Origin of the sequence: Kangiella japonica (genome assembly GCF_039523535.1) — a bacterium.
Lineage (GTDB): Bacteria > Pseudomonadota > Gammaproteobacteria > Enterobacterales > Kangiellaceae > Kangiella > Kangiella japonica.
Genome location: NZ_BAAAFM010000008.1, coordinates 224,610 through 245,669, shown reverse-complemented (window position 1 = coordinate 245,669; position 21,060 = coordinate 224,610). Strand labels below are relative to the sequence as shown.

Here is a 21,060-nt window from a genome sequence, read left to right as displayed (position 1 = left end):
ATTAATGCAAGTCATTAATTAAATTGAGCTTTTGCTTCTCAAACGATAAATATTTTATTAGTATTGGATTGCCGGAGGGTTTTCTGGCTGGAATAAAAATAAACTAGGGGAGATTTAAAACAATGACAAAGCAAAACATTATCGCGAAAGCGGTAAAGTTGGCGCTTTTTGCTACAGCCTCAGTTGCATTCTCTGCAACGGCTTATGCCGCGGAAGAGGATAATGATGATGAGCAGCAGGAAGAAGCCAAAGTAGACACCGTAACTGTTGTGGGTTCTCGCTTGAAGCGAAACCATGTAGAAGGTGCCTCGCCAGTATTGATTATTACTGGTGATGATATGAAAAAACAAGGCCATACAACAGTTTTTGATGCCTTGAACGATTTAACCATAAACAACGGTATTCAAATCGAAGGTCCTGAATTTTCAGGTGGCTTCACTCCAGATATCCGCACATTGAACATTCGTGGTTTTGGTGTGGGTAACTCTCTAACTCTGATTAACGGACGTCGTGTTGCAAACTATCCAGCTGCCTACCAAGGTAGCAGCTCTGCTGTAAACTTTGGTGCTATTCCTCAGGCTGCGATTGAGAGAATTGAAGTACTTAGTGGTGGTGGTTCTTCAATCTACGGTTCTGATGCAGTTGCAGGCGTAGTTAATATTGTTCTAAAAGAAAATGTTGATGAAACAACTGTTAACGTAATTTATGGCCGCCCAGTTGAGGCTGAAGGAAACGATTACAGAGTTGATTTAACAACTGGAACGGTAACTGAGAACGGAAACTTCACAGTCGGGGTTTCTTATCGTAAGACTGATCCTATCAGCGCTGGTGATTACGATAAGTATGATTCAAATGATGATTACCCTTATGCAGATATAGAGTCTCCAACGCTTAACTTCGACACTTATGTATTAGATCGTAACTCGTTTACATTAGTAGATCCGGGTAACCAGTGTGAAAACTTTGGCTCAGAGAGGTTCTTATTCTCTGAATCTTTAGGTTATTTGTGTGGTCGTGACAATATTGCGCTAACAAACTTCCGAAATGAGCGCGAGCAATTATCTGTTTTCGCAAATGGTACATATGACCTTGGGGACGTAGAACTTTTCGGGGAACTTTTATACAACTCAAGTGAATCATCGGTAGACCGCTATAGTATTTTCATTCAAGAGCGTATCTTTAACGTTAATAATGGTGATTACTATACAGTCTTAAGAAGTTTCTATGAGTCAGACCTTCAGCGCTCACTAGATTCAAAATTCGAAGACAACTCTTACAACGCATCATTTGGTGCTAGAGGTTACTTTGGTGATCACGAATGGGAAGCTTCCGTTTATAGAAGTGAGTACGAGCTAGAAAGTAGCCGTGTACGCTTTAAAGCACAAGAAGCCATTGACGTTTTCTTTGGTGACTTCTTAGGTTATGCGGGTGCAACACCTGTATTCCAAGGTAATGGTACTTTCGGATTGTGGGATAACTTGTTTGCTCAGGTTGATGACTCAAACCGAGATCTGGTAAATAGCGCTCTAGGCACTCAAACTTACGGTAACGAAACATCATCTACTGGCGCGCAATTCATGTTGCGTGGTGATCTGTGGGATATGGAAGCAGGTCCGGTTTCTTACGCTGCAGTTCTTGAATATGAAAAACAGGAACTCAAGTTCAACCCTGACGAATTAATTAAGCAAACACCTCCTTTCCCTTACACTAGTGGATCTGGTTGGTTAGGCTTAACAGGTTATGATGGTCAAGGCGATAGAACGCGTACCGCACTTGGAATGGAGATGAACATCCCATTCCATGAAACATTTGACTTAAACATAGCTGCTCGTGCGGATAAATACGACAAAGACTCATCATCTATCGGTACACGAGTTACCCCATCGGTGAAGTTTGAGTGGCGTCCGGCTGATAACTTCTTATTCCGTGGTGGCTACTCAGAATCCTTCCGAGCTCCTGATCTAGTTCAAGTTTATAGCCGCACAGGGTTCTACACTACAGTAACTGATTTATATTCTTGCTGGCAGGGGCTAGGTGAGCCAGGCTCATTTGACGCTGTTGAAGATTGTACTGGAACACAAATCTTTGCTCGTCGATTAGGTCCTGGTGAAGTTGGTAATGAGCCACTTAAAGATGAAACTGGTGATACACGTTGGGCAGGTTTTGTCTACGATATTACTGATGACTTGACCTTCCAACTAGATTGGCAAAAAGTTACTCTTGAAGATCGAGTAGCTCAGCTATCTTCAAGCTCATTATTGTTCCGTGAGTTCGAATGCTTAACTAATGGCTCTGTACAAGTAACAGGCTCAAGACCATCGCAAGACTTATCAGACATTAGCTGTGATCAGGTTTCTAACCTAATTACACGTGTATACAACCCTGATGACGATGTTGATGAGATTAATTCTTTTAACGTTACTCCGCGTAACATTTCAGAAGAGTCTGTTGAGTCTCTAGATGCTCGCTTAATGTATGGTTTCGATATTGACTATGGTCGTTTTGATTTTGTAGTTAACTATTCTCATTTATTAAGTCACGAATTTGATGGTGTTGAGTTACGTGATGACCCAATTCTGGGTGGCTGGGAGCCTCGCTCTAACATTAATGCTACCGCAGCATATAGTTATAATGACTTCGGAATTGCATTAACAATGTTACGCCGTGGTTCTACAACAGTTTATGACCCAGGCCATCCGCTTGTATTGGATGGAACTCTAAGCGATAGAGTGCCACCACACTTCCGTTATAACTTAACAACATCCTATAACTGGACTTCAGACTTTCGAACTCGTTTAACGATTCGTGATTTGTTTGATAATGGTGCACCTAGAGATAGAACAATTGGTCCTAACGCATTCCCATGGTACAACAACTTTGTATACGGTGGTGCAGGTATCGGCCGAGAGGTTTATCTTGAAGCAACATACGTATTCTAATCTGTTTAGATACGAAATGAAGCCTCGCATATGCGGGGCTTTTTTTAATACTAATAAAAACAGTACAATCCGTTACAAATGGAATCAATATGAAAAAATTTAAGTGCATTATACTTCTCTTGCTTGCTATCCCCTTTGGGTTAGAAGCAAAAATGACGGTGGAAGATTTCTTCAAGTATCCACAGGCAGACAGTTTAAAATTATCACCGGATGGTAAGTTTTTAGCTGTTAGAGGTGAGGCTTCTGGTAAAAAGGAAGTATATATTTTAGACAGAAAGACAAAAAAGATAAAACAGAGGTTTTTCTTTCCTAAAGATTACGAAGCGGGTCAGTTTTATTGGGTTTCTAATAAACGCTTAGTTGTATCACGGAATAAAAAAGTAGGTCCTTTAGATCTACCGGCACGTACAGGATATTACTTTGCTGGTGATGTAGACGGCTCGAAAAAGTATCAAATCTGGCCACCACGGAATAAAGCCGGTGCATCCTCTTCTATTCCTAAAGGTTTTAGGGTAGTTGATACCCTAGATGGAGATGACGAGAAAGTTCTAGCAGTAATGTATGAAAGAGGCTATCCAGGACTTTATGAGTTTGATGTTTATTCTAGTCGTTACAAAAAACTTGAGACTGGAGCTGTGAAAGGCGGAAGCTTATTAATTGGTGAGAATAATAAAGCATATGTCAGTATTGGTGTGGACGACGATGACCAAAACCTAATTTTGCTCTATCTAAAGAATAAAGAGGGGGAGTGGGAGAAGTTTGCAGAGTTTAAACGTGAAGATGGCATGATTAGTCCTCTACAAGTTTATGATAATGATAGTAAGTTACTAGTTTTTTCTAATGTTGATGAAGGAAAGTCTGGGCTTTACTCAATTGACTTAAAGACTAAAGAGAAAAGATTGGTGTATCTTTTAGAGGGTGATGCTGACATCGAAGGTTATGTATACGAGTTTAAGTATGATGACCCTAAGATAATTGGTGTAGAACGCCAGCCAAATTATCCGGAGGTTACAATTTTTGATAAAACATCAAAAGCTTACAAGATTCAGTCAATGTTAGAAAGCGCATTTCCGGACAAAGTTGTGGACATAGGACATCCGACTAAGGATAACCGGTTTGCTATTGTTAAAGTATCAAATGACCAAGACCCTGGCTCATTTTATTTATATGATTCTGAAAAGAATAAACTTTCGTTTGAAATGAAAAGCTTGCCTTGGATTAAAACCGAAGAGCTTGGCTTGAGACACCCTGTTTCTTTTAAAGCTAGAGATGGTCTCGAAATTCGTGGTTACTTGACATTACCTAAGGGGCAAGAAAAGAATCTGCCTATGGTAGTGCTAGTTCACGGCGGTCCCTATGGTCCTTATGATCGTTGGTATTATGACCCTGAAGCTCATTTCTATGCCTATAATGGCTATGCAGTGCTTCAAGTAAACTATCGAGGTTCTGGAGGACGAGGAAGAAGCTTTCAGTTCGACCATTACAAAAAGATGGGGCGCGAGATGCAGGATGATTTAACTGATGCAACGCTATGGGCTGTTGAGCAAGGTTTTGCTGATAAAAATCGAATCTGTATTGCCGGTGCAAGTTATGGTGCCTACGCTGCTTTGATGGGGGTAGTTAAAGAGCCTGATTTGTACCAGTGTGCTATTGGTTATGCTGGTGCATATGATATTAAGGTCTTTAAGTATTCAGATATTTATGAGCGAGAAAGTGGTCGTGAGTTTTTAAATGATGCTTGGGGTTATGACAGTGAGGAGTTTGCTTATGAGCGTTCACCGGTGAACTTTGTAGATAAAATTAAAGCCGATCTATTGATTGTTCATGGTACTGGTGATCGAAGAACACCAATAGAGCATTATGAGGTTCTTACAGAAAAGCTTGAAGAAGCCAACATCCCATACGATTCATTGGTTAAACCAAATGAGGGACATGGCTTTGCTGATGAAGACAATCGTGTAGAGGCTTATACGAAGATGCTACAGTTCTTAAATAGAAACTTAAAAACGAGAGTAACCAGCGCCCGAGTGAACTAACAAAAAAGCCGCGTTAAGCGGCTTTTTTTATACCCTATGTTCCGTCCTGAAATAAATTAACACTCCAGCCAGATAACCATTATTATGAAGTCAGGTGTTTGCTATGAAACTCCAAGTGGTCTTCAATAAAGCTACTGATAAAGTAGTAGCTGTGGTCATAGCCTTCGTGCTCTCGGTAAGTTAACGGGAAGTTCTTTTCGCTAGCTACAGAGACGAAGTTTTGCGGCTTTAGTTGCTCAGCGAGGAAGTTATCGGATAAGCCTTGGTCGATGAGAAGAGGGAAGCTGACATCACTCTTTCTAAGGAGTTCAGTCGAGTCATACTCTTTCCATAAGGTTTTATCTGTTCCTAGGTATGCAGTAAATGCTTTTTCGCCCCAAGGACTTTTAACAGGGTTCATTATAGGACTAAAGGCCGATACGGATGTATATTTCCCCGGGTTACGTAGAGCCATCATGATGGCGCCGTGGCCACCCATCGAATGTCCAGAGATTGCCCATTTATCGCTAACTGGGAATGTTTGCTTAATCACTTCAGGGAGTTCATCATTGATGTAGTCATACATACGATAATGCTTGTCCCAAGGGGCTTGAGTGGCATTGAGATAAAACCCAGCGCCTTGCCCTAAGTCATAAGCGTCATCGTTAGCCACATCATCACCACGCGGACTGGTATCTGGTGCGACGATAGCAATACCGAGCTCGGCAGCCATTTTATGGGCGCCAGCTTTTTGCATGAAGTTTTCGTCGGTGCAGGTCAAGCCTGATAGCCAGTATAAAACTGGCACAGGGGTTGATTCACTCGCTTGCGGCGGTAAATAGATAGCAAACTGCATAGAGCAACCGAGCGATTTGGACTGATGGCTATATTGTTTATGCCAGCCACCAAATGATTTATTGGCGCTCACATTTTCAAGATTCATAAATATCTCCTAAGTGAAAACTATCTTAATAGTGAATAACAGTACGGATGCTTTTTCCTTCGTGCATCAGATCAAAGGCTTCGTTAATATCTTCTAACTTCATGGTGTGTGTAATGAAGTCATTCAATTTAAACTCACCCTTCATATAACGCTCGACGTATTCAGGTAGCTCTGAGCGTCCTTTTACGCCACCAAACGCAGAACCTTTCCAAACGCGACCGGTTACTAGCTGGAAGGGACGGGTAGAGATTTCTTGACCAGCGCCTGCAACACCAATAATGATCGATTCGCCCCAGCCTTTGTGGCAACATTCTAGCGCTGAGCGCATTAAGTTAACGTTACCAACGCATTCGAAAGAATAGTCGACGCCACCATCGGTTAGCTCAACGATAACCTCTTGGATTGGTTTGTCGTAGTCTTTTGGGTTAATAAAATCTGTCGCACCAAGCTTTTTGGCTAGGTCAAACTTACTTTCGTTAATATCAATCGCAATGATTCGTGATGCTTTAGCCATTGTCGCACCAATAATTGCTGATAGGCCGATACCACCAAGACCGAAGATAGCGACGGTTGCGCCTTCTTCAACTTTAGCTGTATTCATCACTGCGCCCATACCAGTTGTTACGCCGCAACCTAGCAAGCAAACTTCTTCTAGAGGCGCTTCTTTATTAACTTTGGCTAATGAGATTTCTGGTAATACTGTGTACTCTGAGAACGTTGAGCAGCCCATGTAGTGGTAAATTGGCTTACCGTCTTTGTAGAAGCGAGTTGTACCGTCTGGCATCAAGCCTTTGCCTTGTGTTTCGCGAATTTTCTGACATAGGTTGGTCTTGCCCGAAAGACAGAACTTACATTCGCCACACTCAGGTGTGTAAAGTGGAATCACGTGATCACCAACTTCAACGCTGGTTACGCCTTCGCCCACCTGTTCGACAATACCGCCACCTTCGTGGCCTAGAATACTCGGGAATACGCCTTCGGGATCATCGCCTGATAGAGTAAAAGCATCGGTATGACATACGCCTGTAGCTGTAATGCGAACTAAAACTTCGCCAGCTTTTGGTAGCATGACATCAACTTCTTCGATGGATAGTGGCTTGCCAGCTTCCCAGGCAACGGCTGCTTTTGATTTAATAAATTCTTGTGACATGAGTTCTTCCTCTGGTTTTAACGATGAAGCTATTATATTTGTTTATTAAATAATGATAATATCTAATTTAGCAATTCACTATTACTATATGGTAACAATATGCAGTGGCAGGGTGTTAATGAGTTTGTGGCGGTAGCGGAGGAGGGAAGCTTTACGGCAGCTGCCAAAAAGCTCGATTTATCGACGGCACAAGTGAGCCGACAAATAAGCCAGCTCGAAAGTCGTTTAGGGGTAAAGCTACTTTATAGAACGACTCGTACGGTGACTATTACCCAAGAAGGAAGCATCTATTATCAGCATTGCCGTGCGGTGCTTGATGGTTTACAGCATGCCGAAGACGAGTTGCTGAACCTGCAAAGTAAGCCTCAAGGTAAAATCAAGCTGACCGCGACGGTAACTTATGGCGAACAGATTGTCTTACCCTTAATAAATAAGTTTGTGATGCGGTATCCAGACATTGAGGTAGAAGCTTATCTGACTAACAAAAGGGTTGATTTAGTCGAAGAGAATTATGACCTAGCCATTCGGATTGGCGATTTAGAAGATTCTACCATGATGGCGCGTAAACTGAGCAAGCGTTCGAATTATGTGTGCGCAGCACCAGAATACCTACATAAGTACGGTACGCCACATACAATTTCAGAACTTTCGAATCACAACTGTTTATTAGGGACTCTTGACCACTGGCGCTTCGTTGTCGAAGGCAAAGAGAAGAGTGTCAGAGTAAATGGTAATCTGCGTTACAACAGTGGATTTGGTCTAACCCGAGCAGCACTAAAAGGTATTGGGATCGTACAGTTACCCGATTACTATACGCAGGAGTATATTGATCATGGCTTGTTAATTCCGATATTGGAGAGTTACCGAATACCTGTTGAAGGTATTTGGGCTGTCTATCCACAAAATCGATTTATGTCGCCAAAACTCAGAGTGCTGATTGATTTCTTAGTAGAAAATATTCAATGAACTATTTATCTTTAATGGCTAATCCCTATAATTAATTTATCGATAATTATGTCTAAAGTCCCCATCGATTAACTGGATAAATCATGGGCCTCCTAAGCCTAAGCTCCAGGTTCGAGTCCTGGTGGGGACGCCATTTCTTGCAATTTATATTGTTAACAACAATGAATTTCAAATACATGCACCACTTTGAAGGAACAGGAGAGCATCATGTCTTTAAAGAAAGTTTTAATAATTACTGCATTAACCCTACTGACGATAGCATGTCGAGATGATGGGATAGTCAAAGAGACGACCGACTTACCTAAAGACTTTACTCTGCAGGCAGGTGAAAAAATTTTAGTTAATGACGTTGAGTTTGAATTCGAACGTGTAAAGCAAGACTCACGTTGTCCCAAAGGTGCTCAATGTATTCATCAAGGTAGTGCTGATGTGGTGGTCAATTACACGTTAAAGAACACGCCTGTACAAAAAGTGCTGAGTCTTGGTCCTGATGCAACTGATACACTTGTTGTCGAAAATATGATCTTTAAGTTAGGTTATTTAAAGCCATACCCAGCGGTCAATCAAAAGATAGATCCTGACGGTTACAGGGCGCATTTTATAGCGTTTGCAGAAGGTGATTTTAAAAGGGCGAAAGTGTTGGATGTGCGCACGGATGAAGAGTTTAAGACTGGTCACTACAGTGATGCAGTCCATATACCATTTGATGAAATTCCGAGTAGGGCTTCTGAGTTAGAGGTTGATAAAGACGAGCTAGTAGTGGTTTATTGTCGTAGCGGTAATCGTGCTGCCAAGGCGAAAGCTAGCCTTGAAAAACTAGGATATACCAACGTCATTAACGCTGTAGATCAAGGTGTTACTGAAAGTCTAATGAGTAATGAATAAGGGCGGCTTATGGGAAAGGTAGTTGGAGTTGGCGGTATTTTCTTTAAATCGAAAAAACGTGATGAATTAGGGCGCTGGTATCAAGATACATTAGGTTTTAATATCGACCCTAGTTATGGAGGTTCGCACTTTTCTCAAGAAGATGCGCCTAAGAATGCCTGTACTGTATGGGGGCCTTTTAAAGAAGATACGGATTACTTTGAACCGTCTAAAAAAGAGTTTATGATCAACTTTATCGTTGATGATATTCACCAATGCTTGAAGCAAGTTCAAGAAGCAGGTGGTATCTTGGTCGGTGAACCTTGTGAAGATGAAATGGGTACTTTTGCTTGGTTTTTAGATCCTGAGGGAAACAAGATCGAACTGTGGCAATTAAAATAACGACAGTTTTAATAATCCTGTTTCGTTAAATTTAGAGCCATGCGTTTTTGGCATGGCTCTAGTGTTTTACGGCTAATTGTTAAGTCAAAGTTGTGTAATTCGGTGATAGTGATCAGGACGGCGATCTCTAAACAATCCCCAGCATGCTCTTTGTTTGGCAAGTAACTCTAAGTCGAACTCTTGCGTAATAACGCCTTTAGACGTCTTGTCCATTTCTTTGACCTTTTCACCAAAATTATCCGTGATAAATGACGAGCCATAGAAGCTGATCTCACAGCTTTCGCCTTGCTCAGTTCCAATTCTATTCGAGGCAATCACTGGCACCATGTTAGCGCCACTATGACCTTGCATAACTCTTTGCCAATGACGGCGCGAGTCCCAGTTTGGATCTTGTGGCTCTGTGCCTATTGCTGTCGGATAAAAAATTACCTCAGCGCCCTGTAATGCTAAAATTCGAGCAGTTTCAGGAAACCATTGATCCCAACAGATAGCCGCTCCGAATGTTCCGTATTGTGTTTGCCATACCTTAAAGCCAGTATCGCCCGGACTGAAGTAAAACTTTTCCTGATAGCCGGGGCCGTCTGGAATATGCATTTTGCGATAGTTGTCCAAGATGGTTCCGTCTGCATCGATCATAGCAAGTGAGTTGAAGTGGGCATTACCAGACTTCTCAAAGTAACTGATCGGAAGCACTACTTTTAACTCTTTGGCAAGGGCTGAAAAGTGTTGTAAAACCTTGCTAGTGTCGTAGGGCTCAGCCCAGTCAAAATACTTTGGATCTTGATCTTTGCACCAGTAATAGCCAGCAAACAATTCCTGTAACAAAATCGCTTGAGCGCCTTCAGCCGCTGCTTCTCTAACCAGAGATTCGCCAAGACTTAAGTTTTCATCAAAATCACTGCTCACAGCAAACTGTGTCGCGGAAAAGGTTACGTTTCTCATCTAATTATCTCACTTTACCAACTTTAGATTAGCGGTTGTTGCATGGTAATGCAGTGAATACCGCCACCGCCAACGAGGATTTCGTTTGCATCTATTTGCTTCACTTGTCTTGAAGGGTATAAATCCTTCATTACCGAAAAGGCTTGCTCATCTTGCTTACAGCCGAACGAAGGTAGCACAACTAAGTCATTAGCTATGTAATAGTTTATATACGATAAGGGCACGCGAACACCATCGCTAAAGCGTGGTTCTGGCTCCGCTATTTCAATAAGCTCAAGACCACAGCCTTTGATGATGGCTTTATTGTCTGCATAAATAGTATGGTTTTCGCTATGAGTATCTGCTGTAGACTGAGTGATGATAGTCTTCTCATCCACAAAACAAGCAATATTGTCGATGTGCCCATCAGTATCTACGTCGCCAGCTAAACCATTTTTAAGCCAGATGACATCCTTTGCACCAAAAGCTTGTAGCAACCGTTCTTCGATAGTGTTCTTGTCGAGCTTTGGATTACGGTTTTGATGAAGCAGGCATTCTTCAGTAGTCAGTAGCGTACCCGCGCCATTACCATGAATTGCGCCACCTTCAAGCACAAAGTCGTGCGCCTCTCGCTTAGTTTGAGTGAGCTGAGTAATATGATCAGCGACTTTGGCGTCATGTGCGTAAGGGGTAAACTTATTACCCCAAGCATTAAACAGAAAGTCGAGGGCTAACGGTTTGCTAGAAGAGCTTTTACCATCGTTCAAAGCTTCATCAATCCAAAGCGGGGCGATATCACGTGCCCAGCTGTCATCAAGCGCATAAAAATGTAGCTCAATGTCAGAACTTAGTAGCTTTTGCGCAACGGCAGCATCCTCCGCACGTATCAGCATATGGACTGGCTCGAATTCGGAAATGGTGTTGGCAACCTCAGCAAAAGCATGCTGAGCTTTTTCAATACCATGTGTCCAAATTTCTTGGCGACAAGGCCAAGCCATCCACGTCGCCTTGTGCTGTTCCCATTCCGCACGCCAGCGACGGTTTGTTTGATTCTTCATATCACTCTTCTAAATAACTGTAGCCATATATACCTTCTCTTAACTCAGCAAGGTATTGGCGTTGTTGGGTTAATTCTAAATCACTGCTTTTAAGCTGGCGACGATACGACTCTAGTAAAGACTTGGCATCAAAGTCAACATACTCCAAAAGTTCGTCCACACCAGCGCCATAGTTAGTGCCATTGATATCGAGTTCACCAGCTTGGTTAAGGCTTAAGTCGATAGTGTGAGTATCACCAAACAGGTTATGCATGTCTCCAAGAATTTCCTGATAAGCACCCACCAAGAAGAAACCTAAAAGATATTCTTCACCATGCTGGTACTGAGGTAATTGGATGGTTGAGGTAATGCCATGATTGTTGACATATTGCTCCAACAAGCCATCGCTATCGCAAGTAATGTCCTGAATAATAGCACTTTCAGTTGGCTCCTGATCTAAGCCTTTAAGTGGCATTACAGGGAAAATTTGATCAATTGCCCAAGCGTCCGGTAAGGATTGGAAAATTGAAAAGTTCACAAAGTACTTGCTCGCCAGTTGCTCATTCAGGTTCGCTAAAATGCTTTCCTGCTCTAGTGTTTCTGGAGTCAATTTTTGCTTGATAGTTAACAAAATCTGGCGATGCAAACGCTCTGCAACAGCGCGTTCAGCAAGGCTGAGAACTTGATGGCTAAACATACCTTGTGCTTCATTAAGGTAATAGCCGGTATCGTGCAAGGCCTGGATGAGCTTTGCATTATCAGCATCTTGAATATCTTGGTAAATATTCCAGAAGTTTTGCAAAATTGCAGAAGCGTTTTCTTCTGGTTGCTCTACTTTGTGCTGAATCGGCGACTCAGAATCAATCACGTTCGCAATTAAAACGGCGTGGTGTGCCGTTAAGGCGCGACCTGATTCCGTAATAATATTAGGGTGTGGTAAATCACTAGACTCAGCAACTTCATGGAATGCATTAACCACGTTATAAGCATACTCTTCGAGCGTATAGTTCATCGAACAGTGGCTTTGGCTGTGTGTCCCTTCATAATCAACACCAAGACCGCCACCAACGTCTACTGTCGTGATTGGAACGCCGAGTGTATGCAATTCAGCATAAAAACGTGCGCACTCTTTGAGCGCGTTACGGATATCCTGAATAGAGGTAATTTGTGAGCCTAGGTGGAAGTGCAGCAGTTGGAAAATATCCAGCTGGTCCTGTTCCTGTAAAATTTCGACTAAGCGCAAAATCTGGCTAGCCGATAACCCAAACTTAGAGTGATCACCGCCAGAAGTTTGCCACTTGGATTCACCTTTAGAAGCTAAGCGGGCTCTAACGCCTATGGATGGTTTAATCCCCATTTGCTTGGCTTCATCAAGTAATAACTCAAGTTCAGAGAGTTTTTCGATAACGATATAAACCTTATGGCCTAGCTGAGAACCAATAAGCGCTGAACGTAAATACTCACGGTCTTTATAGCCGTTACAGACGATCGTTGAGTTAGTGTCTTCAGACATAGCCAGAACCGCCATAAGCTCAGGCTTACTGCCGGCTTCAAGGCCGATTTGTTTATGTTCTTTATCGATTTTTGATTGGCTTTTTACGATGCCTTCAACAACACGACGCTGCTGATTAACCTTAATCGGGTAACAGACGGTGTATTTGCTCTGATAATTGAGTTCTGTGATCGCTTGGTTAAAAGCTTGGCATAAGCTATTTACACGGTGATGCAGAATATCACCAAAGCGAAGTAGAGCAGGTAATTGAAATCCACGCTTTTGCACTTCTTTGCAGACTGATGATAACGAAAAAGACAAGTCTGGGCGGTCCTTATCAGGAGACACCGTTAACTCACCTTTATTATTAAGGTCGAAAAAACCATCGCTCCAATAAGCAAGGTTATAGAATGAGCGTGCTTGCTCAATTGACCAATCGTTTGTTGTAACAGTCATTACTGTTGTTTCTCCAATCAATGCTAGCCTTAGTATTAAGACTATCTATGAATCAGTAGGTTAGTATAAAGGCTGTCCTATCTTTTAAACAGGGGAGCCGAAACTTTTCGTGCTACTCGACATTGAGTCACAAAAAAGGCGGTGCTAATTAGCCCGCCTTGTTTTTCCGTTCGTATGAAGGTTACTTTAAAACATCAACCACATACTGGGGTAGCGCAAAGCTGGCGACATGAAGCTCAGGCGTGTAATACCTGGTCTTGATGTTGCTCTTCGTAAATCGCTCGCGAATCTCTTGCGCAGACTGTTGGCGCAGTGACTCATCATCCGTTCCCCACGCTAGTGTCATAATGCCGCCGATATAAGTTGGCACTGGAGCGCTGTAAAACCAGCGATCCGCGAACAAGCCTTCAAAACGGTTGTAAGTTGTGACAACTTCATCAATCTGCATGAAGCTAACACCGTTCTGAGTGGCTAAGACACCGCCTTCATTAAGGCTGTTTTTGCAACCTTCATAAAAGCGTGAGCTAAATAACACTTCACCGGGGCCTTCAGGATCGGTCGAGTCAGAAATAATAACATCGAACTTGTCGGTATTGTTGACAATAAATTCAACGCCATCATTAATAACAAGATTAACTCGCGGGTCATCAAAGGCGCCATCCGAGTGAGCAGGAAAGTGTTTTTTACACATATCAACCACAGCCTGGTCAATCTCAACCATAGTCACATGCTCAACTTCGGGATGACGTAGAACTTCGCGCAGGATACCGCCATCACCACCGCCGATAATTAACACACGTTTAGCATTACCATGAGCGAATAAAGGCACATGGGTTAGCATCTCATGGTAAATGAATTCGTCTTTTTCGGTGGTTTGGATAACGCCGTCTAAAGCCATAACTCGACCAAATTGCTCATTTTTAAAAATGATTAAATGTTGATGGTCGGTTTTGCTTTCAAACAAAATCTCGTCGATGACAAAACTTTGGCCATAAGTTTTGTAAAGCGTTTCTATAAAACGTTTGCTCATTGTCTTATTTAACTTCTCTTAACTTTAGCTTTGTTAGCTGTGCACTTCGCCGCGTAAAATTTCTTTTACCGATAACTCCGACGGTAAAAAGGCTTTACGCAGGATTTCAGCTGCTTTATGCGGCTCAGCATCACCACACATGAATACATCAAACGCGGCATAGTCGCGTTCTGGCCAAGTGTGGACACTTATGTGAGATTCTGCAAGTACTGCGACACCAGAAATACCGCCATTTGGCGTAAAATGGTGCATGTGGATATGGAGCAGGGTAGCACCACACTCTTTCACAGCTTCACGAAAGGCTTGCTCCATAACTTGTAAATTATCAAGTTTAGAAGCGCCCCATAAATCAATGATTAGGTGCGTACCGGCATACTGCTTGCCATCACGTTGTATGAAATGATCGTTTCGCTCATCGTTCTCATTGACGTTCTTGAAAGAAGGCCACTGAGTGTCTGTTGCGTCAGTAGGATCAATCTCTTGGTTATAGTCGAAGTCTTTATACACTTCTGTAATCTCCTATAGATTTGGGAGCCATAAGCAAGTTAGAGCCAAAATTGATAATGAAAGCTCTAAATTTATACATTCTGGGGGCGTAACGATAGAAACTTCCCAGACCTACTGAGCAGGCTAAAATACAATAAAATCAAATAGTTATCATATAATCTGTTTAAATTAATGGAATTCAATAAAAACAGCTTTAACCAGCACAATTTAGACTGTGCTTTATACGCTTTTTTGTTCAAATTGCAATACTTTTTCATACTTTTTTGTATGAAAAACAATCAAAGCTATTTGGCGACAAAGGTAGATTGGACTGTAGTAATTAAATCCAAACAAAAAAATGTCAAATAAACTAGCCATAAACATAAGTTTGAGATATATTTCGTTTTTGCACAAAAAAGTGTCAGAGATTTTTACACTTAGTTGCTAGCTTAAGTCATGCATATATGAAATTTAGTAAAACTATAAGTATTTATGAGACCTTCGAATTCTTGTATGTTTAGCTAAATGGGACGATTTATCTCTCAAAACCGCATATTATTCAATAAATATCGCAAAAAAATATGTGAGGTAAATCAAGGATTGTGCAATAATGACTTGATAAATGCAGATTTGCTTTTAGTGGAGAGAACCGTGAATAAGACATTATCTCGTAAAGAGTTATCACTTATAGGCCGTGAGGGAGAACGCATTAAGAATGGGTTAGCTAACCTAGTAGAGGATTTCCCAAACCATGCCAAAACCATTACGGGGATGTCTAAATGGTTAGCGGCAAATAAATCGACTTGTCAGAGAATGGTCGAAACTATTAATAAGGCGGTGGATGGGCTTGAGGTTATAGAGACCTTACCAGGGCCTGCTGGTCTAAAAGGTTTTATTGACCTTGCTCAAGAAAAGAGTATTAACCCGAAGCTAATAGAAGACGCTCGTTCAGCAGTTCAGCGCTTTGAAAATTTAATTTATGAATACTCTCGTAGTCATTCAGCATTGAAGAAACTTGTTAAAGAGTCGAGTTCTTCGGGTTCTGATGCTACAACCTCAAAGAAAGATGCACGCCAAGCTTTATACGAGGCTGCTAAGATGGTTACTGGCGAATCGATGGACACTTCGTTCTTCGCTTGTATCATAAAAGAAAGTAGCCAAGATGCGAAATATCTCCAACAGTTCACGCTCAGCTACTATGAAGGCTGCCGAACGACTGAGAATTCAAGACCTATCATGGTTCCTATTGTACCGGGCGAAAATTCGATAGAGGTTAACAAACCAGAATTGGTGTCTAATACCGATAAGCTTGGTGATGATTTAAACTCAGTATCTGTGATCAAAGAACTTACCAGTCCTTCTATATCGAATCGCATTAATGACTTTAGCCAAGGTGACAACTGGATGGTTGTGCCAACTGAAAACGCTAGTAATGAAGAGCAGAACATCGGGGTGATAAAGAATTACCCACAAGAGCAGCTAGGTCCATTTCATGGTGGTAAGAACGCAAGCTGTGTAGGTGCTCATACTCGTTACCCTACGAAATCCTTGTATTTAATTTGCTTTTTGGATAAAAAGTACGCAATGCGAAGTGTCGCAAACGCAGGTATTTACTCGAGTGGAGCTCAGCTTAGTAATATTATTACAAGTCCTGACTCGCTGTGGTTTGACCGTTTCCATGATGAAGCTGACTTAGGCCTTTGTGGTCCAAATGAAGACTTTAGTGAAAAACTGGACTATCCAATGGCCAATGAGTTAGTGGACGATCTTTTCTCAATGTCCAAGTGTAGCCGAGATGACTATACGTGCTTCTTGATGAAGGTTGAGTTCCCCGTCTGGTCAACGGCTTATCGTATATACTTCCAGTATGCTATCGATTAAGACAATAGACTTTTTATTCGGGTCAAAAAAAAGCGAGCATTAAGCTCGCTTTTTTATTATGTAAAAAGCTTATTTCTTGGCTTCTGCAACACGTTTACGTGCTAATTCATCAGCAATAACGTTCGTTGGGCGGCCTTCAGCTTTAGAAGCATCGAATACTTCGGTAAGAGTACCGTAAATTTCGTCGACTTTCTTTAGAGCTGCATCACGATTATAGTTCTCTTCGAACGATACATTGATGATACCACCAGCGTTAATAACGTAATCCGGCGCGTATAGAATACCTTTTTCCATAAGAATATCGCCGTGACGATCTTCTGCTAATTGATTGTTAGCGGCGCCAGCAATCACTGAAGCGCGGATTTTAGGAATTGTATTATCATTGATCGTTGCGCCTAGTGCACATGGTGCGTAAACATCAACGTCTTGATGGTAAATTTCGTCAGTATCTACAGCAGTAGCACCAAACTCGTCAACAACGCGATCAACGCTTTCTTTGTTGATGTCGGTAACAATTAGCTTTGCGCCTTGTTCGTGTAAGTGACGACATAGGTAGTAACCCACGTGGCCTAAACCTTGAACAGAAACTTTTAAACCGTCCAAGTCGCTACGGCCTAGTCTATGATTTACAGCAGCTCTTAATCCGGTAAATACACCGTAAGCAGTTACTGGCGAAGGGTCACCTGATTTTCCTTCAAGACCAAGAACGTGATTGGTTTCTTTGTTCACGATAGCCATGTCTTGTGGGTTGATACCTACATCTTCAGCTGTGATGTATTTACCACTTAATTTGTCCACGAATCGACCGAAGGCACGGAATAGCTCTTCAGATTTCATGGTTTTTGAGTTACCAATGATGACAGATTTACCGCCACCCATCTGTAGGCCAGCCATAGCATTTTTATAAGTCATGCCTCGGGATAGACGAAGTGCGTCGATTAATGCGCCTTCATCTGAATTATAGTCCCACATACGACAGCCACCAACGGCTGGTCCTAGGTTTGTGTTGTGCACACAAATTATTGCTTTAAGTCCGGACTCTACGTCACGGCAAAATACGATTTGTTCGTGATCATCATAAGCACGAAGGTTAAAAACCGCCATATAAAACTCCTATTAAAAGGAAAACAACAAAAGCCACAACTCTAGGTGTGGCATCAATAAAAAAACAGATTAACCCAGGTCGAATTTAATACCCTGGGCGAGAACTGGAGTGTCACCCCAGAAAATAGTATTCGTCTGACGTCGCATATATGCTTTCCAAGCATCTGAGCCTGCTTCACGCCCGCCGCCAGTTTCTTTCTCACCACCAAAAGCACCGCCAATCTCAGCACCAGAAGTGCCGATATTGACGTTGGCGATACCACAATCAGAACCTATAGCTGATAGGAATCGCTCAGCATTTTTTATATCACGTGTGAAAATTGCTGAGGATAGACCTGCTTTGGAATGATTTTGCATCGCAATCGCTTCATCAATGGTTTCATAAGTCATCACATACAGAATTGGGGCAAAGGTTTCAGTCTGAACAATGTCCCAGTGATTTTCAGCACGAATAAAGGTTGGTTCTACAAAGTGACCAGGACCTTCAATACGGCTACCACCAGCGAGGACTTCGCCGCCAGCTTCTTTAGCTTTAGCCACCGTATTTTCGAAATTTTTTACTGCCTTTTCGTCGATTAGAGGCCCCATTAGCGTATCGCTATCGAGAGGGTTGCCAACTTTTACCTGCTTGTAGGCTTTTGTTATCGCTGGAATAACTTCATCAGCTACGTTTTTATGAACGATCAAGCGACGAGTCGATGTGCAGCGCTGGCCAGCAGTCCCAACTGCACCAAACACCACTGCAGGAACGGCTAAATCAAGATCCGCGGTTTCATCGAGAATCAAGGCGTTGTTGCCCGATAACTCAAGCAGTGATTTGCCCATACGCTCCGCGACTTTCATGCCAACCATGCGGCCGATTTCACTTGAGCCAGTAAACGACATCTTCTTTACGCGCTTATCTTCTATAAACTTTTGAGATAATGCGTTTTCTTCAGTATCGATAAATAAACAGAAAATACCTTTATAACCGTTTTTCTCTAAAACCTTGTTACAGATATTTTGTACGGCAACGCCCGTTAGGGGAGTTTTTGGTGATGGCTTCCACACTACCGTATTACCGCAAACAGCTGCGATAAATGCATTCCATGACCAAACCGCTACAGGGAAGTTAAAAGCGGAGATAACGCCGGTAACACCAAGAGGGTGCCACTGCTCATACATACGATGCTCAGGGCGCTCAGAGTGCATGGTTTTGCCATAGAGCATGCGAGATTGACCGACTGCGAAATCTGCCATATCGATCATTTCTTGAACTTCACCATCGCCTTCGGCCTTGATTTTCCCCATTTCGGCACTTACCAAGCTGCCTAAGGCATCTTTATGTTGACGCAAAGCGTCTGCCATTTGACGAATTAATTCGCCACGGACAGGCGCTGGGACCATGCGCCACTCAGCAAACGCTTCTTCAGCTTGCTGCATAACTCTGTTGTAATCTTCTTCTGAGGTTGCATTTACTTTTGCAATTAACTCGCCTGTGGCTGGATTGAATGACTCAATCACACCAGCGTTTTGAGTATCAGTATAACCCTGGCCCCAACTCGCAGATTGGTTGACCGCTTGAATACCTAACTCTTGCAAGAATTCCATAAATGCCCCTTACTTAATTTATACTGAAAAGCAAAAATTCTGCTTTCTTGTATCTCAAATTTGCGGAGCAACCTTACCACTCAAGACCCGTTTTCGCCAGTAAATTTTGGGCTTGCTGGTTAAAGTTTGAACAAGTTTAATTCTGGTCGGACAAGTCTGAAAAGATATCTCTATGGATAGGATGCTATTTATTAGTAATTCTTATCAAAATCAATCTTTTGCACTCAGTCTTAGCTTAAGGTTCAGGATTAAAATAGTATCTATAAATTAGGGGAGGTAATTACAGAGAATCTGTATAAGGCGAGTTTTTTACGAATAGGGGGGTATATGGCTCTAGGCAGAGCCATAAATCTTACAAGAAACCCTGATGATGTCACTTAATATTCCCACCAACAGGTCTTCCACCATTCTAAAAACTCATCAAACTCAATATAACCGCTGCCATCGGTGTCAATCAGCGAAAAACCTTTTTGAGCCTGTGTCTGTGTAGACTCTGGTGATAGCACTTTCAGCAACTCGGCAAACTCTTCGAGGTCGATTGCGCCATTGTTATCACGATCGAAAAAGCTAAAATGCTCTTTGATGCCTTCGATTTGTTTATCGTTGAGTGTTTTCATAAGGCTCCTTCATCTTGAGTGGGCTTTTAGTCTAAATTATTAACTTCCAGACGGTAGCGGACCTTTCGCTCTTCCATATAGTCGATCACTGTTTTACAACAGTCGGTATGCCCGCCGATATGCTCTGGTGCATAGACCCCGACCTTGTCAAATTTTTCCTTAAGGATCAAGTTGACTACTGCATTAGCTGCAAAGCCGGTAGTTCGTGCCATCGAGGTTTCTTCTTTGATGGTGTCATACTCATCGAACAGGTCGTACACATATTCTTTACGCTTGCCACTCTCAAGTCCGCTGATTCTGACACGCATGATGGTGTATTCAGGCTCTTTACGTTTAAGCTTCCATTCATTGATGAGTACTTTAGAAGTGAACTCTAAAGGACTGATTTCCATTCCATTGACAGTTACTGGCTCGGTATCGAAAAATCCACTTTGCTTGAGTGTGCGTATTGCTTCGACATGGCCGGGATAGCGGAGAGTCTTTTCCTTCATGTTTGGGATATGACTCATAGTATATATTAAGCTACGTAATCCATCTGTGTTAAAAGCTTCGAGCGTTCCAACGCGATCAAACTCTACTAGCTCGCGATCGGTTAATGGTTCTTTAACCAGTTCGCGTCCGTTTTCAAAATAGTGCACTGGGCGGGTATATTCAGCAATGACATCGATCGGTGAGAAGGGGGCTTTATACTCGAAAGGTTTAGAGCGTATTTTAGGTAAACCACCGACGTAACACTCGAAGTCGGTTACCTCCATTTTAGTATTTAAAAAGCCAAGCAATAGGTTATCCATGCCAGGTGCTACACCGCAATCAATAACTGCGGTTACCTCATGCTTTTTCGCGAGATAGTCCAGCTCGAGGCAGTTTTCAGCGGCGAAAGAGATATCCACCACACTTTTACCACACTCAATCACGTTTTTTAGAGTATTAAAGCCTAAGTTCCCTGGGACTGCTGAGATAACAATATCAAAGGGTTCTAATATGTCCTTTAATGCATCGTAATTGAGTACATCAGCCTCTATCGTGTTAATGGATGGTAAACGCTTTTTAACAAGCTTCAGTGTTTGTGTATTATTGTCGACAACCGATACTTCGTGCTTCTCGGACATATCTCGTGCGATAACACTCCCAACCATACCGGCACCAAGTACAACAACATTACTCATA

General features: G+C 42.2%; 17 protein-coding genes and 1 tRNA gene. 7 read left to right on the top strand and 11 right to left on the bottom strand.

Going from position 1 to position 21,060, the window contains the following annotated elements; genetic code table 11:
* Positions 1 to 122: 122 nt before the first annotated feature.
* Together ABD128_RS10245 and ABD128_RS10240 are read left to right on the top strand one after the other, a co-directional pair.
* Positions 123 to 2,939, top strand: coding sequence for a TonB-dependent receptor plug domain-containing protein (locus ABD128_RS10245; protein ID WP_343989852.1), 2,817 nt, complete (start codon positions 123 to 125; stop codon positions 2,937 to 2,939).
* A gap of 89 nt (positions 2,940 to 3,028) precedes the next feature.
* A complete protein-coding gene (locus ABD128_RS10240) occupies positions 3,029 to 4,975 on the top strand; it encodes an alpha/beta hydrolase family protein (RefSeq protein ID WP_343989849.1) in 1,947 nt (648 codons plus the stop codon).
* A gap of 82 nt (positions 4,976 to 5,057) precedes the next feature.
* On the opposite strand, the gene fghA is transcribed toward ABD128_RS10240, so the two are convergent.
* The gene (fghA, locus tag ABD128_RS10235) at positions 5,058 to 5,897 is read right to left on the bottom strand and encodes an S-formylglutathione hydrolase (RefSeq protein ID WP_343989846.1); all 840 of its coding nucleotides are present in this window, start codon (positions 5,895 to 5,897) and stop codon (positions 5,058 to 5,060) included.
* 25 nt (positions 5,898 to 5,922) lie between these two features.
* Positions 5,923 to 7,047 (bottom strand): S-(hydroxymethyl)glutathione dehydrogenase/class III alcohol dehydrogenase, encoded by a 1,125-nt coding sequence (locus tag ABD128_RS10230; protein ID WP_110201591.1) that lies wholly within the window; start codon positions 7,045 to 7,047, stop codon positions 5,923 to 5,925.
* A gap of 99 nt (positions 7,048 to 7,146) precedes the next feature.
* Here ABD128_RS10230 and ABD128_RS10225 point away from each other — a divergent pair, with 99 nt between their 5' ends.
* The 4 genes from ABD128_RS10225 (at position 7,147) to ABD128_RS10210 (ending at position 9,279) form a co-directional block, all read left to right on the top strand.
* The gene (locus ABD128_RS10225) at positions 7,147 to 8,013 is read left to right on the top strand and encodes a LysR substrate-binding domain-containing protein (protein WP_343989839.1); all 867 of its coding nucleotides are present in this window, start codon (positions 7,147 to 7,149) and stop codon (positions 8,011 to 8,013) included.
* Positions 8,014 to 8,070: 57 nt separating this feature from the next.
* Positions 8,071 to 8,146: transfer RNA gene (locus ABD128_RS10220), tRNA-Arg, on the top strand.
* 74 nt (positions 8,147 to 8,220) lie between these two features.
* On the top strand, positions 8,221 to 8,898 hold the full coding sequence (locus tag ABD128_RS10215; protein WP_343989836.1) for a rhodanese-like domain-containing protein: 678 nt from the start codon (positions 8,221 to 8,223) through the stop codon (positions 8,896 to 8,898).
* Between the two features lie 9 nt (positions 8,899 to 8,907).
* Positions 8,908 to 9,279 carry a VOC family protein gene (locus tag ABD128_RS10210; RefSeq protein ID WP_343989833.1) on the top strand — a complete coding sequence of 124 codons (372 nt, stop codon included), beginning with the start codon at positions 8,908 to 8,910 and terminating at the stop codon, positions 9,277 to 9,279.
* An 84-nt stretch (positions 9,280 to 9,363) separates the two neighbouring features.
* Here ABD128_RS10210 and aguB read toward each other — a convergent pair whose 3' ends face one another.
* The 5 genes from aguB to speD form a co-directional block, all read right to left on the bottom strand.
* The gene (gene aguB, locus ABD128_RS10205; RefSeq protein WP_343989830.1) at positions 9,364 to 10,221 is read right to left on the bottom strand and encodes an N-carbamoylputrescine amidase; all 858 of its coding nucleotides are present in this window, start codon (positions 10,219 to 10,221) and stop codon (positions 9,364 to 9,366) included.
* Positions 10,222 to 10,244: 23 nt separating this feature from the next.
* Positions 10,245 to 11,258 (bottom strand): agmatine deiminase family protein, encoded by a 1,014-nt coding sequence (locus tag ABD128_RS10200; RefSeq protein ID WP_343989827.1) that lies wholly within the window; start codon positions 11,256 to 11,258, stop codon positions 10,245 to 10,247.
* A 1-nt stretch (position 11,259) separates the two neighbouring features.
* Complete coding sequence (gene speA, locus ABD128_RS10195; protein WP_343989824.1) at positions 11,260 to 13,185, bottom strand: biosynthetic arginine decarboxylase; 1,926 nt, start codon at positions 13,183 to 13,185, stop codon at positions 11,260 to 11,262.
* 181 nt (positions 13,186 to 13,366) lie between these two features.
* Positions 13,367 to 14,215 (bottom strand): polyamine aminopropyltransferase, encoded by an 849-nt coding sequence (gene speE / locus ABD128_RS10190; protein WP_343989822.1) that lies wholly within the window; start codon positions 14,213 to 14,215, stop codon positions 13,367 to 13,369.
* A 33-nt stretch (positions 14,216 to 14,248) separates the two neighbouring features.
* A complete protein-coding gene (gene speD, locus ABD128_RS10185) occupies positions 14,249 to 14,722 on the bottom strand; it encodes an adenosylmethionine decarboxylase (RefSeq protein ID WP_343989819.1) in 474 nt (157 codons plus the stop codon).
* Positions 14,723 to 15,352: 630 nt separating this feature from the next.
* Between speD and ABD128_RS10180 the strand changes: the two genes are divergently transcribed.
* Complete coding sequence (locus ABD128_RS10180) at positions 15,353 to 16,582, top strand: hypothetical protein (protein WP_343989816.1); 1,230 nt, start codon at positions 15,353 to 15,355, stop codon at positions 16,580 to 16,582.
* A gap of 69 nt (positions 16,583 to 16,651) precedes the next feature.
* Here ABD128_RS10180 and ABD128_RS10175 read toward each other — a convergent pair whose 3' ends face one another.
* The 4 genes from ABD128_RS10175 to ABD128_RS10160 form a co-directional block, all read right to left on the bottom strand.
* Positions 16,652 to 17,686, bottom strand: coding sequence for a Glu/Leu/Phe/Val family dehydrogenase (locus tag ABD128_RS10175; protein ID WP_343989814.1), 1,035 nt, complete (start codon positions 17,684 to 17,686; stop codon positions 16,652 to 16,654).
* A 69-nt stretch (positions 17,687 to 17,755) separates the two neighbouring features.
* Positions 17,756 to 19,276, bottom strand: coding sequence for an L-piperidine-6-carboxylate dehydrogenase (gene amaB / locus ABD128_RS10170; protein WP_343989812.1), 1,521 nt, complete (start codon positions 19,274 to 19,276; stop codon positions 17,756 to 17,758).
* Positions 19,277 to 19,653: 377 nt separating this feature from the next.
* Positions 19,654 to 19,893, bottom strand: a complete 240-nt coding sequence (locus ABD128_RS10165) for an EF-hand domain-containing protein (protein ID WP_343989810.1) — start codon at positions 19,891 to 19,893, stop codon at positions 19,654 to 19,656.
* Between the two features lie 26 nt (positions 19,894 to 19,919).
* Positions 19,920 to 21,059 (bottom strand): saccharopine dehydrogenase family protein, encoded by a 1,140-nt coding sequence (locus ABD128_RS10160; RefSeq protein WP_343989808.1) that lies wholly within the window; start codon positions 21,057 to 21,059, stop codon positions 19,920 to 19,922.
* Position 21,060: the final 1 nt, after the last annotated feature.

Excerpts from the sequence above, each read along its gene's own strand:
- ABD128_RS10245 (WP_343989852.1), top strand. The coding sequence starts at position 123 with ATGACAAAGCAAAACATTATCGCGAAAGCGGTAAAGTTGGCGCTTTTT.
- ABD128_RS10240 (WP_343989849.1), top strand. The coding sequence starts at position 3,029 with ATGAAAAAATTTAAGTGCATTATACTTCTCTTGCTTGCTATCCCCTTT.
- ABD128_RS10200 (WP_343989827.1), bottom strand. The coding sequence starts at position 11,258 with ATGAAGAATCAAACAAACCGTCGCTGGCGTGCGGAATGGGAACAGCAC.
- ABD128_RS10160 (WP_343989808.1), bottom strand. The coding sequence starts at position 21,059 with ATGAGTAATGTTGTTGTACTTGGTGCCGGTATGGTTGGGAGTGTTATC.
- ABD128_RS10175 (WP_343989814.1), bottom strand. The coding sequence starts at position 17,686 with ATGGCGGTTTTTAACCTTCGTGCTTATGATGATCACGAACAAATCGTA.
- speE (WP_343989822.1), bottom strand. The coding sequence starts at position 14,215 with ATGAGCAAACGTTTTATAGAAACGCTTTACAAAACTTATGGCCAAAGT.
- speA (WP_343989824.1), bottom strand. The coding sequence starts at position 13,185 with ATGACTGTTACAACAAACGATTGGTCAATTGAGCAAGCACGCTCATTC.
- aguB (WP_343989830.1), bottom strand. The coding sequence starts at position 10,221 with ATGAGAAACGTAACCTTTTCCGCGACACAGTTTGCTGTGAGCAGTGAT.
- amaB (WP_343989812.1), bottom strand. The coding sequence starts at position 19,276 with ATGGAATTCTTGCAAGAGTTAGGTATTCAAGCGGTCAACCAATCTGCG.
- ABD128_RS10210 (WP_343989833.1), top strand. The coding sequence starts at position 8,908 with ATGGGAAAGGTAGTTGGAGTTGGCGGTATTTTCTTTAAATCGAAAAAA.
- ABD128_RS10165 (WP_343989810.1), bottom strand. The coding sequence starts at position 19,893 with ATGAAAACACTCAACGATAAACAAATCGAAGGCATCAAAGAGCATTTT.
- fghA (WP_343989846.1), bottom strand. The coding sequence starts at position 5,897 with ATGAATCTTGAAAATGTGAGCGCCAATAAATCATTTGGTGGCTGGCAT.
- ABD128_RS10215 (WP_343989836.1), top strand. The coding sequence starts at position 8,221 with ATGTCTTTAAAGAAAGTTTTAATAATTACTGCATTAACCCTACTGACG.
- ABD128_RS10225 (WP_343989839.1), top strand. The coding sequence starts at position 7,147 with ATGCAGTGGCAGGGTGTTAATGAGTTTGTGGCGGTAGCGGAGGAGGGA.
- ABD128_RS10230 (WP_110201591.1), bottom strand. The coding sequence starts at position 7,047 with ATGTCACAAGAATTTATTAAATCAAAAGCAGCCGTTGCCTGGGAAGCT.